General features: G+C 71.7%; 11 protein-coding genes and 2 pseudogenes. 5 read left to right on the plus strand and 8 right to left on the minus strand.

What is annotated here, in order from left to right; all coding sequences use genetic code 11:
* Positions 1 to 270: 270 nt before the first annotated feature.
* Positions 271 to 1,896 (plus strand): translation initiation factor 2, encoded by a 1,626-nt coding sequence (locus ACH4FX_RS34905; RefSeq protein ID WP_398485473.1) that lies wholly within the window; start codon positions 271 to 273, stop codon positions 1,894 to 1,896.
* Here ACH4FX_RS34905 and ACH4FX_RS34910 read toward each other — a convergent pair.
* Together ACH4FX_RS34910 and ACH4FX_RS34915 are read right to left on the minus strand one after the other, a co-directional pair.
* Complete coding sequence (locus tag ACH4FX_RS34910; protein WP_398485474.1) at positions 1,884 to 3,977, minus strand: NB-ARC domain-containing protein; 2,094 nt, start codon at positions 3,975 to 3,977, stop codon at positions 1,884 to 1,886. The genes ACH4FX_RS34905 and ACH4FX_RS34910 overlap by 13 nt on opposite strands.
* Positions 3,978 to 4,338: 361 nt before the next feature.
* Entirely contained in the window at positions 4,339 to 5,433 is a 1,095-nt protein-coding gene (locus ACH4FX_RS34915) for a PP2C family protein-serine/threonine phosphatase (protein WP_398485475.1), read from the minus strand.
* 320 nt (positions 5,434 to 5,753) lie between these two features.
* Here ACH4FX_RS34915 and ACH4FX_RS34920 point away from each other — a divergent pair, with 320 nt between their 5' ends.
* On the plus strand, positions 5,754 to 6,380 hold the full coding sequence (locus ACH4FX_RS34920; protein ID WP_398485476.1) for a transglycosylase family protein: 627 nt from the start codon (positions 5,754 to 5,756) through the stop codon (positions 6,378 to 6,380).
* 217 nt (positions 6,381 to 6,597) lie between these two features.
* Here the strand turns inward: ACH4FX_RS34920 and ACH4FX_RS34925 are convergent.
* The 4 genes and pseudogenes from ACH4FX_RS34925 to ACH4FX_RS34940 form a co-directional block, all read right to left on the minus strand.
* Positions 6,598 to 6,885: pseudogene (locus tag ACH4FX_RS34925) on the minus strand (hypothetical protein); the annotation flags it as partial.
* A gap of 265 nt (positions 6,886 to 7,150) precedes the next feature.
* Positions 7,151 to 7,507: a hypothetical protein gene (locus ACH4FX_RS34930; protein ID WP_398485477.1), complete on the minus strand. Its 357-nt coding sequence runs from the start codon at positions 7,505 to 7,507 to the stop codon at positions 7,151 to 7,153.
* 642 nt (positions 7,508 to 8,149) lie between these two features.
* Complete coding sequence (locus ACH4FX_RS34935; RefSeq protein ID WP_398485478.1) at positions 8,150 to 9,286, minus strand: ABC transporter ATP-binding protein; 1,137 nt, start codon at positions 9,284 to 9,286, stop codon at positions 8,150 to 8,152.
* A gap of 823 nt (positions 9,287 to 10,109) precedes the next feature.
* Positions 10,110 to 11,021: an alpha/beta hydrolase gene (locus ACH4FX_RS34940; protein WP_398485479.1), complete on the minus strand. Its 912-nt coding sequence runs from the start codon at positions 11,019 to 11,021 to the stop codon at positions 10,110 to 10,112.
* Between the two features lie 118 nt (positions 11,022 to 11,139).
* Between ACH4FX_RS34940 and ACH4FX_RS34945 the strand changes: the two genes are divergently transcribed.
* Together ACH4FX_RS34945 and ACH4FX_RS34950 are read left to right on the plus strand one after the other, a co-directional pair.
* The gene (locus ACH4FX_RS34945; protein WP_398485480.1) at positions 11,140 to 12,174 is read left to right on the plus strand and encodes a PucR family transcriptional regulator; all 1,035 of its coding nucleotides are present in this window, start codon (positions 11,140 to 11,142) and stop codon (positions 12,172 to 12,174) included.
* A 61-nt stretch (positions 12,175 to 12,235) separates the two neighbouring features.
* Positions 12,236 to 12,493 (plus strand): annotated as a pseudogene (locus tag ACH4FX_RS34950) (TetR/AcrR family transcriptional regulator); the annotation flags it as partial.
* Positions 12,494 to 12,682: 189 nt separating this feature from the next.
* Here ACH4FX_RS34950 and ACH4FX_RS34955 read toward each other — a convergent pair.
* Positions 12,683 to 12,979 (minus strand): acylphosphatase, encoded by a 297-nt coding sequence (locus tag ACH4FX_RS34955; protein WP_398485481.1) that lies wholly within the window; start codon positions 12,977 to 12,979, stop codon positions 12,683 to 12,685.
* Between the two features lie 24 nt (positions 12,980 to 13,003).
* A complete protein-coding gene (locus ACH4FX_RS34960; protein ID WP_398485482.1) occupies positions 13,004 to 14,035 on the minus strand; it encodes an NAD(P)H-dependent flavin oxidoreductase in 1,032 nt (343 codons plus the stop codon).
* A gap of 272 nt (positions 14,036 to 14,307) precedes the next feature.
* Here ACH4FX_RS34960 and ACH4FX_RS34965 point away from each other — a divergent pair, with 272 nt between their 5' ends.
* Entirely contained in the window at positions 14,308 to 15,189 is an 882-nt protein-coding gene (locus tag ACH4FX_RS34965) for a LysR family transcriptional regulator (RefSeq protein ID WP_398485483.1), read from the plus strand.
* Positions 15,190 to 15,295: the final 106 nt, after the last annotated feature.

Raw genomic sequence — 15,295 nt, forward strand, 5'->3', positions numbered from 1 at the left:
GACACCTGGGCGCTCATCGTCAGCCCCGCCACCTGCTGGACAACCGGCCCCGGAAGCAGACGGCCCACCCCGGTACGATCAAGGCGATGCCGCGGGCGGCGATCAGCGATTCCAGGAGAATCGGCAGAAGCAGCGACAGCAGAAGCGAGTTTTCCGATACAATGACCGTTTTGCGGGCAGCGGGCAGCGGGCAGCGGGCAGCGGGCAGCGGGCAGCGGGCAGCGGGCAGCGGGCAGCGGGCAGCGGGCAGCGGGCAGCGGGCAGCGCACTGTGCTCGTTGCCGTGCGGTCGGCCGGGGCGCTGCACCGGCTCCTCGATGTGCTGCCGGTGTTCGACGGTGACGAGCGCATCAGCGTCCGGTTCACCCTCGTGCCCGGGTCGGACTTCGACCTGGACGCCCTCGCGGCCCTGGAACACTCCGGCGCCCGTACTCTCACCTGGGAAGCGGCCCGCGACGGCCGGCACGATCTGATCCTGACCGCGAGCCCGAAGGGCGCCCTTCGCGTGCTGACCGGGCCCCTGGCCCTGCTGCCGCACGGAGCCGGTTTCAACAAGACCATCGCCGATGACGGGTCGCCGTGCCTGCCTTCCGGCCTCGATCCGCACTACCTGCTCACGAGCGGTGAGCCTTGGGCGGATCTGTACGCCCTTGCCCACGACGACCAGTTGGCCCGCCTCGACCGGTACTGCCCGCCGGCCGCCGCCCGGGCGACCGTGGTGGGCGATCCGACCCTGGACCGTCTGCTCGCCTCCGCCGGCCGCCGGGAGAGTTACCGAGAGGCTCTGGGGACGGGCATACGCAAGCTCATCGCCCTCACGTCCACCTGGGGGCCGGAGTCCCTGCTGGCCCGACGGCCCGGCCTCCCCGGCGAACTCGCGGGCCGACTCCCCCACGACGCCTACCAGCTCGCCCTGATCCTGCACCCGAACGAACACAGCCGCACCGGCTCCTTCGATCTGTCCCGGCACCTGGCCCCCGCGCTGGACGCAGGGCTGATCCTCGCCGCCCCTTTCGAGGAGTGGGCCGCCGTTCTGGTCGCAGCCGACGCCGTCGTCACCGACCACGGCTCCACCGCCCTGTACGCCGCCGCGCTGGGCCGCCCCGTCATCGGCGCCTACGACGGCGGAGACGAACTGCTCCCGGACAGCCCCATGGCACGGCTGCTTCAACAGGTGCCGGCTCTGTCCGCATCCGACACTCTGGAAAGGGCTCTGTCGGCCGCCGAGTCGGTGGACACGGTCGGCCTCGCGCATGCCGCGTTCGCCCGGCAGCGGGAGTCCCTCGTCCAGTTGCGGCACGAGTTCTACCGGCTGCTCGGTCTGCGCCCGCGCCCCGTCGAGGTCACCGCTTCCTGTCTCCCCTGCCCCACCACCACGCCTCGCCGGCCCGCGGCCTTCGCCGTACGGGCTTCGGTGTCCGGGCAGCGGATCAGCGTCGCGCGCTTCGCCACCCACACCTGCGAACCTGTGCACCATCTCGCGGCCGAGCAGCCGGTGGCGGATCAGCGTCAGGCGGAGGGCGCCGCCGTGCTGTGGCGTCGGGCCTCGCGCAACGCCCCCGCCCTGCCCGGCGGTACGTGGACGGCGGAAGGCTGGACGGCTCGTATCCTGGACGACTATCCCGTCTGCCGGACCGCTGCCGCGATTCTCACTCCGACGCGCTGCCTCGTCCGGCATCGTACGGCCGGTCCGCTCAGCATCCGCATCGAACCGCACGAAACCGGTGGGCACGTTCTGCGTCCCGATCCCGCCGCCGTGGTCTCTGCCGTCCACGCCTGGCTGGGCAGCACCGCACAACCGGAACCGCCGGTGTCGCTCGTGTGCGATACCGGCCTGCTCACGGTCCGGGTACACCTCGCGAAAGCGGACGCCTCCGACCTCGGCTACGAGCTCTGACCGTCCTCGGGCAGGCCACCGGCCCGTACGGTCAGCTGCCGCGCCGCGGTGCGGTACTGCTCGGCCTCACCGGTGTCGCCCCGCTCTTCGGCCAACGCCGCCAGTTCGCCCAGGACCCGGACTTCGTCGGTCTCGGAGCCGCGCTTGCGGGCGCTCACCAAGGCAGCGCGCACCAGTTCTTCCGCCTCCGCCGATCGGCCGGCGCGTCGCAGCGCGCGGCCGAACTCGAAACCGGTCCGCGCCGTCATCCTTTCCCGCTGCTGTTCCCGGGCCATCCGGTGCGCCTTGTCCAGCAGGCGGACCGCCTGCTCCACATCGCCCTGGCTCAGGATCGTGCGCCCCAGCAGGTAGGTCTGGAGCATTTCGCCATACGCATTGCCGATCCTCACGTGAATCGCCCGCGCGGCTTCAAAATCGGCGGCTGCCCCGGCCCAGTCGCCGCGCGCCGACTTCAGCAACCCGTGGAACTCCACCGTCGACGCCTTCAGCTTCTGTTCCTTCTCGGAGCCGCCCAGGGAACGGGAAGCGCTGAGTGCGTGCCGCAGGTGTTCCTCCGCCTCGTCGTAACGCTCCTGTTCCCACAGCGGCCTGGCCAGCTGGCAGCGCATCCGCACTATTGCTGGCAGGTACTCCGTGCGGTCGGCGGCCGCCACGCCCGTGCGGAAGGCTTCCGTGACGTCCACGTAGTGAGGGTGGTCGAGAAAGTGGGTCCACAGTGACTCGCAGAGGGCCCAGGCGTCCTCGTAGTACCCGGCATCGAACGCGAGCCGGACACAGCCGTACAGGGCGAGCCGCTCCGCTTGCAGCCATCTGAGCGCCCCGGCCTTGTCAGCGAACTCGACGTCGGTCATGTCCGAGCCGGTACCTTCGGGCCGCTCGGCGAAGGTCATCCTGGGCCCGGCTGCCAGCAGGTCCGCACGCGCAGCCTGCCGCCGGTACCACCGCACCAGCCGCCGCCGTGCTCCGGCGCGGTCCGCCCCTTCCGGGTCCGTCTTCCGTGCGCAGCGCTCGGCATGGCCCCGCAGCAGACCGTGCATCCGGAACCCTTCGGGCCGCTCCTCCAGCAGCCCTGCCGACTCCAGTTCCTCCATCGCGTCCGCCGCCTCCTCCGGCCCGCCCCCGAGCAGCACGGCCGCCACCGGTGCCGTGACGATGGGAGCCGGATGCTGCGGCAGCAGGCGATAGAGACGCTGAGCCTCCTGCCCGAGCCCTGCGTACGCGGCGTCCCAGACCGCCTCGACCATGGGGATGCCCTTCTCCCGCAGCTCGCCGCTCAGTTCGGCGACCAGCCGGGACAGGCTGCGCCTTCGGTACCTGCGGACCCAGTGGCCGGCCACCTGGAGCGCGGCCGGCAGGCCCCCGCAGTTGCGGGCGAGTTCGCTCACGGCCTCCGGCTCGGCGGCGAAGCGCGTGTCGTCCACGATGTTCCGCAGCAGCCGCACGGCATCGTCCGCCGACAGCGGGTTCACCGCCACCTCGACGGCCGACATGCTGTCGAGGTCGTACAGAGATCCCTGGCTGGTGACGATCGCCATGCTGCCCGCGGACGCCGGAAGCAGCGGTACGACCTCGCTGCCGTACCGGGCGTTGTCGATGACCACGATGAGTCTCTTGTCGCGGGTTTTCGTCCAGTACCGCTTCGACCGGCCCGCGAAGGTCCTCTCCAGCCACTCCGGTACGACACCGAGGCCGGACAGCAGTTCACCGACCGCGTCCGCGACCGCGACCGCCCCGTCCCGGCGCAGATCGTCGAGGTCGACGTACAGGACACCGTCCGGGAAGCGGTCACTGAGCCGACGGGCCATGTGGAAGCCCAGCGCCGTCTTGCCGATCCCGCCGATGCCGGTCAGTGCGACGACGAGTGGCCCGGACCGATCCGCGTGGCCGTCGAGTGCCCGCGTGATGCGTTCCTGTTCGGTGTGGCGGTTCTCGAAACGCGAGAGGGCCGGCGGCAGCTGGAAGGGGATCGGCTGGGCCGGTGGTGGAGCTCCGTACAGATGCTGATGCAGTTCTCCGATGCGTCCGGCTTGGACCACCACTTCTGCTTGCCCGTCCAGGCTGTTATGCGTCTCGTCGGCCATGCCCCAACATTATTGCTTCGCCGGTGGCATGACAGGTCGGCAGCCTTACGGCCGGCGGCAGGGCCCGGTGCCGTGCAAACGCCCCGTAGACATGCCACGGCGCTGGGCATACGTGCTGCCCACGACGCCGAGTTCAGGACGCTCCTGGAAACGTGGTGGCAGTACGCGCAGACCAGCCCGGGCGACGAGGTGCACAACCACATCACCGGCGGAACGCAGAACGGGCCGGTTCTCCAAGGCAGGGATTTCTCCAGCATAACGTTCACCACCGGCCAGGCCAGGCATACGGCCGGTCAGGACTGGGGTTGTTGGGGCGGAGCCGACCGCAGCCACCGAAGTGCGGCGACGAAAACCGTCCTACTCAATTGGCTCCGGCAGCCTTAGTGGTGTGCCTCCGGGCCGGATGGCGGGTAACGGTTTCCTGGTGCGGTACGCGCGGCTCGGGATCGATCAGTACGAGCGCGATGTCGTCGTGTGTTTCGCCACCGGTGTGGTCCGTGAGCGCGGACAGCACCGTTTCGACGGCGTCTTCCAAACGGGGTGTGGCGCACAGACCCGCCACACGGGCGAGGTCGGGCATGACCCCGTGCGCGTTCCGTGCCTCGGCCAGGCCGTCGGTATAGAACAGCAGCCGGTCCCCCGGCGCCAGCTTCACCTCGTGCACGTTGGCGTCGGCGCCCAGGCCCAGGGGGGTAGCCGACCGGGCGGGTTCCAGCAGGGCCGGCTCACCGTTTCCGGGTACGTGCAGGGGCGGGTGGTGACCGCAGTTGGCCAGCCGGACCCGGCCGGGGAAGACTTCGGCGACCACTGCGGTGATGAAGTCCTCCGCTCCCAGGTCACCGGCCAGGCGCGCCTCCATTTCCGCCACGACCTCCGCCAGGCCCGGGCGGGTGCAGGCGGCGTCGCGGAAGTGGCCGATGGCGGCAGCGGCCAGCCGCACCGCCTCCAGGCCCTTGCCGCGCACGTCTCCGATCACCAGCCGCAGCCCGCCCGGGACATGCACGAACGCATACAGGTCCCCACCGATCACGGCCGGCGGCGCCGCCGATCGGTACCGGGCACACACCGACACCCCCTCGGCCATGAAGCACGTCGGCCGCAGGATGGCCCGCTGCGCCACTACCGCGACCTGCTCCAGCTGCGCCTCATGACGCACATGACGCCGCGCGGCCCAGACCGCGTACACCGACGCCGCGGCCAGCCCGAGCAATCGCACCGCGGTGTCCGGGAAATGGAGTGTGTCTTCGGCAGCCGCCAGGGCCACCGCCGCGATCAGCGTGCCGGCCGAGACCCCGGCCGTAGCCGCGCCGCCCAGCCGTGTACAAGCCAGCAGCGGGCAGGCCATCAACAGGCCTATCAGGCATGTGTCCCTTCCCAGCGCGGCATCGGCGGTCACGACCGCCGTTCCGACGAGAGCGATGCACCACAACCACGCGGCAGGCCGAACAGCACGCATACACCCTCTCCTTCTGTGGGACAACAGCGAGCCTGCCCGTCTTGTCACGGTGTCCCGCGACACCGGCGGCAACTGTCCGCAACCGACCGAAGACGACCGTCCTGCCTCTTACCCCGACCGCCCATTGCACCCGGGGCCTGGCCGGCCGACCGCCGGCGATCGAAATCGACGGCCCGTCGGGTTCTCCGCGTCCTCGTCCGTCGGCCCGACAGCGCCGTTCGGGTGCCTTGGCACGGTGTGTCCGGGCGCGGTGCGTGCGTCTCGGTGGCGATCACTGCCTAGCTGGGGTGATGGCACTCCATCAGGTAATCCGACAGTCCATGGTCACGCTCTTCGCCTGCGCCGCCCTGTCGCCGGCCGGCACCTCGTACGCGGCCGCGGTCGCCGACGCCCGAACGGCAGCCCCCGATCATTCGCCTCCTGAGCTGCGCGGACAGGGGGCCGGGACGGCCGCGCAGCCCGCTTCCGGCCGCTGTGCGCCGGGCCGGGACGTCTGGTCGTGCATCGCGGACTGCGAGAGCAGCGGCCGTTGGGACACCAACACGGCCAACGGCTTCTACGGCGGCCTGCAGTTCCGCCAGTCGACGTGGGAGGAGTACGGCGGCCTGGCGTACGCGCCACGGGCCGACCTCGCGAGCTCCGGGGCGCAGATCGCGGTCGCCGAGAAGGTACAGGCCGCACAGGGCTGGGGCGCCTGGCCGCACTGTGCCCGGGACATGCGGAGCGTGTACGCCGACACGTACGAGTCCCGCCACGACCCCGGCCGCGCGACCCGGGCCCGCAAGATCGTTCAGACCCATACCGTGCGGCCCGGCGAGACCCTGTCGGGCATCGCCCTGCACTACGGGGTACGCGGCGGCTGGCCCGAGCTGTACCAGGCCAACAGCGACGCGGTCGGTGAGGACCCCGACGTGGTCGACGTCGGCACGCAGTTGCGCATCCCGTAACGCGGGCTTCAGGGCGCCGCCCGGTAGAGGGGTGCGTCCTCCTACCGGGCGGCCCGGCACCGACGAAATCACAGAGGGTGAACACGGCGCCCGCCTTGTGGCAGGCGTGGGCCGCCCGGCGTACGGCCACAGGGCGGCCGGCCTGCCGCCTGCCCGGATCGCACCGGTACGCCGGGCCGTGGCCGGGCGCTTCCCTCCCTACGGCCTCGACGGTCGGTCAGCCGGTGCCGGCCCATGTCCTCCCCCGAACGGCGTACCTGCCGCCACGGCGGCCCATCCAGGTCTCCGAGCCCTCGAACGACGCGCGACCGGTCCCGGTCCGGAACTTTTTCGACCCGATCGGTGAACGAGGCGGCCGTTCACCGGGTCCAGTGCGGAGGACACCTCGTCCAGCAGCACGATGGGCGCGTCCTTCAGCTGCGCCCGCGCGTACGGCGCCCGCGTCCACGTCGTAGAACCGGGCGAGCGACTGCGGCAGGGTGCTCTTGCCCGCACCCGACGGTCCGACGACGGCGCGCCGAACCGCTGCCCCTGCGGCACGGACAACGACACGTCGTCGATCACCGTGCGGTCGCCGTGCCGGAAGGCGACGGACTCGAACTCCAGGTCATGGCCCACCGGCCGGGCCGGTTCGGCAGGCTCCGGGAGCGGCTCGGTGCGCCATACCGCGTCGAGGTTCGCCAGCACGGATCGGGCGCCGCGAAGCTTGCCCCCGATGTCCGTCAGGGACAGCAGCGGATCCGCGCTGCGGGCGGCCAGCACCAGTGCCGTCAGGGCCTCCGCCACACCGATGCCCCGCCGAGGGCGAGGTAGGCGCCCAAGGCCAGCAGTACGGTGAAGATCGCCTGCACCGGCAGCGTCAGGCCCAGTGCGCCGGGCAGCGCCGACAGTGTGGAGCGGCGGGAGGCACGCTGGACGCCCCGGAGCGGTTCGTCGAGCAACCGGAAGCGTTCGGTGGTCCGGCCGCCGGCGCGCAGCACCGGCTGGGCCCGGAGGTATTCGATGACCCGCCCGGCGGCCTCGTGATCGCGTGCGTCGCGCTCGGCGTCGCCGGCGGCCGTCGCGCGTCCCGTCCAGACCTGGATCGCCGCCACGACCGGTACGGCGGCCAACGCGGCCAGTCCCATGCGCCAATCGGCGGCGAGCAGAAAACGGCGACGATCGTCAGCGGAGTCACGCAGGCGGAGATGAGCGGCACCAGAAGGTGCGCGATCACGCTCATCGCTTGCAGGACGCCGCGGCTGGCCAGGACCGAGACCTCCCCGACACGGTCGGCGCCGTACCAGCCGAGGGGCAGTCGGGACAGGTGGTCGCCGAGCCGGTGGTACGTGCCGCGCAGCAGTGCCGTTCCGACGTGGAATCCGGACAGGTCGCTGACGTAACGCAGTACGGCGTAGGCCGCGACCGCGGCTCCGAACGCGGTCAGCCAGGGCCAGGCGTCGGCGGGCGTGCCGCCGAACAGGGTCCGCAGCATGGGAACCAGCAGTGCGTAGGACAGTCCCTCGACGATCGCTGTCGTCGTCATCAGGGCGACGGTGCGGCGTGTGGGCCGGGCGTACTCGTGGCCGAGGACACGCAGCAGCATGCGGATCATCGGGGTTCGTCTCCTTGCGGTACGCCATCGGGAATGGCCACGGCGATGTGGTCACTGAGGTCGTGGGGGTGCGTCACCCTGCTCTTCGCGGCGGTGGGAAGCGGCACCGTCCCCTCCTCCGGTCCGGAGACAGACCGGTGGTATCTGTCTCCGGGATCGCTCAGTCCTTGCGTTGTCACGAGCGCTCCTCCCGGTCCGGACCGGCCTCGTCGATACCCGCCGTCTGGTGGGTCCGCCAGAATCCGGCGAACGCGCCGTCCTGTGCCAGAAGTTCGGCGGGCCTGCCGCGCTCGGTGATCGATCCGTTGTCCAGCATCACGACGGTGTCGGCGTCCGCGACCGTCTCCAGGCGGTGGGCGATGACCAGAATGGTCCGATCGCCCTCCAGGGTCGCCAGGGCCCGGCGCACCGCCTGTTCGGTCTGCGGGTCGGCGAAGGCGGTCGCCTCGTCCAGTACCAGAACGGGGGCGTCGGCGGGCAGGACGCGGGCGAGCGAGATCCGCTGTTCCTCACCGCCCGACAGTCCGGCGTCCTCGCCGATCACCGACTCGTATCCGCGCGGCAGTTCGAGGACCCGGTCGTGGATGTTGGCCGGCCGGGCGGCGCGGACCACGTCGCCGCGGTCGGCACGCGGTACCGCCAGCGCGATGTTGTCCGCGACCGATGCCCGCAACAGCCGTACGTCCTGGAAGACGAAGGAAATCCTCTGGTACAGCTCCCGGCTGCCGATTTCGCGCAGGTCGGCCCCGCCCAGGGTGACCGAACCGTGCGTCGGGCCGAAGAACCGCGGCAACAGCTGGGCCGGTGTGGACTTCCCGCTGCCCGACGGCCCGACGATCGCGGTGACCGTCCCGGGCTCGAGCACCAGGTCGATTCCGCGCAGTACCTCGTGACCGGCTTCGTAACCGAATCGGACCTGACGCAGTTCCACGCGGTGCCCCTGGGGTGCGACCGGGTTCGCGGGCTCCGGCAGCGAGGGCACCGCGAGCACGTCCCGGATCCGGCCGATCGCCCGCCGGGCGGACTGCAGGTCGTCGAAGCCGTGGCCGAGGGCCGCCACCGGGGCGGTCAGGCCCAGCCCGAGCAGCAGGAAGGGCAGCAGGTCGGCCGGGGCCAGAGCACCGTTCGTGATCAGGGCCGCGCCGCCGATCAGCACGACCAGCAGCACGAACGGCGGCGACAGGACGAGCTGCATCCCCGCGGCGATCCTGGAGATGCCCCGCTCCCACCGGTGAAAGGTGCCGACGAAGGTGTCCGCGGCCGTGCGGAACCTGCGGTGGGCCCGCCCGGCTCCGCCGAACGCCTTGACCACCGAGATGCCCTGCAGAATTCCACGGCGGAACTCGCGATCCGTTCCATGGCCGCGTCGAACTCCTCCTGTTCGCGCAGCCGGGCCGGGGTCATCATCAACGGGACCAGTGCCACGGCCAGCGCCACGGGTATCAGCGTGATCAGGGTGAGCCGCCAGTCGATGGTGAACAGGTAGACCAGCGACACCAGCGGTACGACGAACGCGGCGACCAGTTCGCCGGGGGCGTGGGCGATGAACGGGTGCACGGCGCTGACGTCCTCCCCCCCCAACCTTGGCCGGCTCGCCGGTCCGGCGTCGGGACAGCCAGCCGATCGGTACGCGCCCCAGCCGTGCGGCCAGTTGCCGGCGGTACGTCAGCTGCAACCGGGCGTCGAGGACATGCCCGACTCCGGATGACGCGGCCGTGAACCGCAGCCGGAAGAACATGCCGCCCGCACCCGCGAGCACGGTGATCCGGACACGGTCGGGATCGACCGGGCCGGGCGACAACAGGGGGCGGCCCAACTCGACCACCGCCAGCAGCGGCGCCAGCCCCGCGACGGCGCCGAGCACCTGGAGGACGACGGCAATGGCGAAACTCCGCCCGTAAGGGCGCAGCAGCTCCGTCAAACTCGGTCCCGCCGCCGCATCGGCGTCCGGTGGTGGTGCGTACTGCTCCCTCGCCCCGGCAAGGTTCGTGGTGGTCATCGCGCTCCCGTCTTCGTCCGGCTCTTCACGACCAGGCCCGTGGTCGAGTCGTCGGCCATGTCCCCGGGGCGGCCCGCCGACGGTGTGGACCGGCGCGTGGCCGCTCGGCACCGTCGGCGGGAGTCCCGCTACGGCCTCACGAGGCCAGGGCACGGCGCAGAGCCGCACCGAGTGCGGCGAGCTGCCGCTGCGAGACGTCGGCGGACTGGATCGACATCGATCCGTGGAAGGTGCCGGGCCACTGGCGCAGTTCGACCGACACGCCCGCCTGCAACAGGCGCAGCGCGTAGTCGATGCCTTCGTCGCGGTTCGGATCGAACTCCGCGGTGGCGACGTAGGCCGGCGGGAGGCCGGACAGGTCGTCGGCCCGCGCGGGGGCGGCGTACGGTGTGGCGGGCCGGGAGCCCAGGTAGTACCCCAACGTCGCGGCGCGTACGGCGCGTGTGTTCCAGGGCGTATCGGTGAAGTTGCGTGCCGACCACGTCTGCTGCCGGTCGTCGAGAATGGCCTCGTTGAGCAGTTGGAAGCGGATCGGCGGCCCCTGCTCGTCGCGTGACCGCAGGGACACCGCCGCGGCGAGGTTGGCGCCGGCGCTGTGCCCGCCGACCGCGATCCGGTCCGGGTCGATGCCCAGCTCGGCCGCGTGTTCGTGTGCCCAGGCCAGTACGGACCAGACGTCGTCCAGAGCGGCCGGGAACGGGTTCTCGGGAGCCAGCCGGTAGGCCACCGAGATCACCGTCACGCCGGAGGCGGCCGCGATCGGGGCGGCCCAGTGGTGCTCGGTGTCCAGGGTGCCGACGATCCATCCGCCGCCGTGCATCCAGATGACGGCGCCCTGTGCCTGGTCCGGACGGTAGATCCGGACCGCGACGTCCGGAGCGCCGGGCACCGGCACCATGCGGTCCTGGACTTCCAGGCCCGTGGTGTCGGGTGCCGGCCGCGTGGCGGCCACCTCGGTGTAGGTCTTGCGGCAGGCGTCCAGGCCGGCCGGATCGGACAGATCTGCCTGCGGGAGCAGCGGGACGAATACTTCGAGTTCGGGATCCATGCCGGTCATCCTCACCGGGGCCGCCCCCGGGATCATCCGCCACCCGTCGGGTATCGGGCTCCGTCCGCGCGCCGGTCGTCGCCCGTCCGCCTTCCGCGCGGGGCTCTATCCTCCTGGCATGGAGGCACTGGCCGTACGGCTGTCCGGATTCGATTCGCACGTCGAAGGCGCGATCCGCGTCGTCATGTTCTACGACACCCTGATGCGCCGACGGGTGGACCTCCCGGCCCTCGCCCGGGCTTCGGCAGGTCTGGCCGAGTGCGTGGCCGGGATCCGGCTGCACGGCACAGGGCGTACGATCCGCTTCTCGCCCGACGGCAAGGAGGCGACCGCCCCGCCGCCCGACGCGTCCGCCACGGCACCGGTCACCCTCGACGAGGAGGAGATCGGCACCGTGTGGCTGGAACGCACCGGCCCGCCCGACCCCCTCGACGAAGCGCTCCTCGACCGGCTCGCCATCGCCGTCGCGGCGGTCGCCGAGCGCTACGGCCCGGCCCGCACCACCATGGCCGACCCCGCCCTCGTCGAGCTGGTGATCGGCTCCGACAGCGACGAGGTGGCCCGAGCCCGCGCGCTGCGGCTCCTGGGGTTCGCCGCCGACCTGCCGGTCCACGTCGTCGCCGTACGCTCGCAGCTCCCGCTCGACCGGATCGGCGGCCTGGTATGCCCGGCCCGCCCGGTGAAGGCGGCGCTCCTCGCCGACGTGGGCGTCATCCTGGCCACCACCCTGGACCCGGCCCGGTTCCCGGCAGGCGTACGCGCGGGCATCGGCACCACCGAGAGCCCCGGCCGGTCCTGGCAGCAGGCCCGCACCGCCCTGCGCTTCACCACCGCGCGCCGGCCCGTCGTCCACTACCCCGACCTGGGGGCGTTGGCGCTGCTCGCGCACGTACCACCGGACTCCGCGCGGGACAACCCCGACGTCGCCGCCATCGCCCGGATCGCCGCCGGCCCGGAAGACCTGGAGACCCTGGACGCCTACTGCGCCACCGGCGCCTTACGCCGGGCCGCCGACCTTCTCCACCTGCACCACAGCAGCGTCGCCCGCCGACTCGAACAGATCGGCAGAGCCCTGGGCCTCGAACTCACCGAGCCCACCGGGCTCTTGCGGGCGCGACTCGCCCTCACCGCATGGAGGCTGCTCGACGACTGACCGCAAAACCTTGCGGGGCAAGCATATTTGCGTGGCGCGCAATTTTCGCAACTGTTGTGCCATGGGACTGCGAGAACGGAAGAAGGCCGAGACGCGCGCCGCGCTCAGCTGGGCAGCACTACGGCTGACCGTCGAACGCGGGCTCGACAACGTCAAGGTCGAGGACATCGCCGAGGCCGTCGGCGTCTCACCCCGCACGTTCGACAACTACTTCTCCAGCAAGGGCGAGGCGATCGTCACCCGCCACCTCGACCGCTGTCTGCGGATCGCGGAAGCGCTGCGCGAGCACCCGGCGGAGCCCCTGTGGGACGCGATCACCCGCGCCGCTCGTCGGCCGGTGGTCACCGGACCTGCCGGGCCTGCGCGAACTGGCCCGCACCGGCCGCCCGCTCCTCCTGGGCCCCACCGGCACCCTGGACACGGGCAGGGCACCACGGGCGATGGCTTGGCCGAAGCGCTGGGGACCTGGTTCAGGGCAGGCCGTCCCGCTTCTGCTTGATGTCTCGCGCTACGTAGGCCGGGCGTCGCTCAGGGGCCGGAAGCCGCGGTGGCCCTCGGGCCGTTCGGCAGTCACGGTGCATCTGGTCACTTCGGTGGCGCCCGGGCCGCCGGCTGCCCGGCGCACCAGGCGTGTGACCGTGGCCGGTGAACCCTCGAAGACGGCTTCCACCTCGCCGTTGTGCAGGTTGCGGCTCCATCCGGTCATGCCTGATTCTCCGGATTCTCCGGCCGGTTGACGGCAGGTGTCGCGGTAGTACACGCCCTGCACGAGGCCGCGTACGTGAAGGTGTCGCCGGATCAGCATGAGGGCTCTCGGGACAGGTGAACGTCACAGGCCGCTGGTCAGTCGTTCGATGGTGCGGGCCACGGGTTCGGTCCTGGCCTGGCGGAAGCCGGTCCCTGCCCACAGATGGATCAGGCTCGTGTCACCGGCCGCGGTGGCCGCCTTGCGGAGTTGGCTGGTGAGGTGGTGCACGGCCGGATAGCCGACCGGGGCGTGGGCGGAGTAGCGGTCGGTGAAGTGGTTGCGCAGGGCGCGGGCCGGACGTCCTGTGAAAGCGCGCGTGATGACGGTGGTGTCGAAGGCCGGGTCGGCCAGGGCCGCCTTGTGGGGCGCGGAGGCGCCGCTCTCGTCGGTGCGCAGCAGCACGGTGCCGACCATGGCGGCTTGCGCGCCGGCTTGGAGAACGGCTGCCACGTCGGCAGGGGTGGCGATGCCGCCGGTGGCGATGACCGGCAGGGTGACGGTGTGACGTACCGCACCGACCAGGTCGGGCAGAGTGGCGGGGGCGAGCGGTCGTTCGGGGGTCAGCGTGGCCGAGTGCCCGCCGGCGGCGGGCGCCTGCACGATCAGCGCGTCGACACCGGCATCGGCCGCTCGGTGAGCCTCGTCGGGGGTGGTGACGCATTGCAGGACGGTGGACCCGGCCCGGCGCAGCCTCGTGACGGCCTCGGGGTCGGGGATGCCGAAGGTGAAGGACACCCAGGGGACGGGGTGGGCGGTCAGCAGCGCGATCTTGTCCGCCCAGTGGTCGTCGTCGTCCAGCGGTTCGGTGCCGGACAGCGTCAGCCCGTAGCGGTCGGCCTCATCCCGCAACAAGCGTGCGTAGGTCCGATACGCCTCGGCGGAGACGGGGACGGGGTTGCGCGCGAAGAGATTGACGCCGAACGGAACGCCCTCGGCTTCGACGGTGTGGATCTGCCCGGCGAGTGCCTGCGCGCTCTTGTAGCCGCCGGCCAGGAAACCCAGTCCGCCCGTGTGTGCCGTCGCGGTGACCAGAGCGGGCGTACTCGCTCCGCCCGCCATGGGCGCGGCGAGGATCGGACGGTCGATACCGAGGTCGGTCAGCAGAGTGCTCATGACAGATCCTTGAGGGGTGAGGTCAACGGGCCGGGTGCCGCTTCCCGTACCCGTGGCGAGCGTTGCTGTTCCCCGGACGGTGTCCGGCCGCGGGATGGCGTGCGGGGGCGGGATGGCGTGCGGGGGCGGTGCGGGGCTGATGCGTGCACGGCTTCGGTGTCCTTCCTGGTGGTGTTCAGCAGCCACCTTCGACGCTAGGCAGCCCGTGTCCGCCTGGGAAATGCCCGTTAGTCTGCTGCTATGCACGACGCGCATGGACGCCGGTGAAAGCCGTGACGGGCACGGGCATCGAACTGCGGCACCTGCGGGCGTTCACGTCCGTGGCCCGCCACCGTTCCTTCTCCCGGGCCGCCGAGGAACTGCTGGTCACCCAGCCGGCGCTGAGCCGTACGATCGCGCAGTTGGAGAACAGGCTGAACGTCCTGCTCCTCGACCGGTCCTCCCGGCACATGGAACTGACCGACACCGGTGCGCAGTTCCTGGAGCACGCCGAGCGGGTCCTCGCCGCCCTCGACGCGGCCCTGGCCGCCGTCCGCCCCCGGGTCACCCTCCGGCTCGGCTTCGGCTGGCTGCTGCCCGACCCCTGGGCGCAGCGGACCGTCAGCCGCTTCGAGGAGGACACCGGCGCCTCGGTCGCCCTGACCCGCACCGACGACCCGGTCCAGGCGCTGCGCCGGCGCACCGTCGACATCGCCCTGATCCGGGGGGACATCGACGTGCCGGCGGACATGCGGGCCGTACGGCTGTATGACGAGCCGCGGGTCGCCGTCTGTTCGGAGCGCAGCGAGCTGTCCCGCTTCACGCATCTGGACTGGGCCGACGTCCGGTACTGGCCGCTGGTCGTGAACACGGTCAGCGGAACCACCGGCCCCTGGTCGTGGCCCGCCGGCCAACGCCCGGACCAGATCATCGAGACGGCCAACTACGACGAGTGGCTGGAGACGGTGGTCGCCAACCGGGGTATCGGCATCGTTCCCGGGGTCGCCCGGCGCCGTGCCCAGCACCCCGCCCTCCGCTTCGTCCCCCTCATCGACGCGCCCCCCAGCCCGGTCGGTCTCGTCCACCTGCCCGACACGCAGCGGACGCTGATCCGCCGCTTCCTGGACGCCGCCCTCGCGTGCGCAGCCGCCGACGCGACTCCGCCCTCCCTGTAGTGCTATTACCGGCGGCCTGCTGACGGGGAGCCGATGCTTTGGCCCGGGCGCCCTCGCGGACATGCGCCCGGGGGATGGTGTATGTGACCGTCAACTGCTTCGGGGT

It is taken from the genome of Streptomyces sp. NPDC018019 (assembly GCF_044327805.1).
GTDB lineage: Bacteria > Actinomycetota > Actinomycetes > Streptomycetales > Streptomycetaceae > Streptomyces.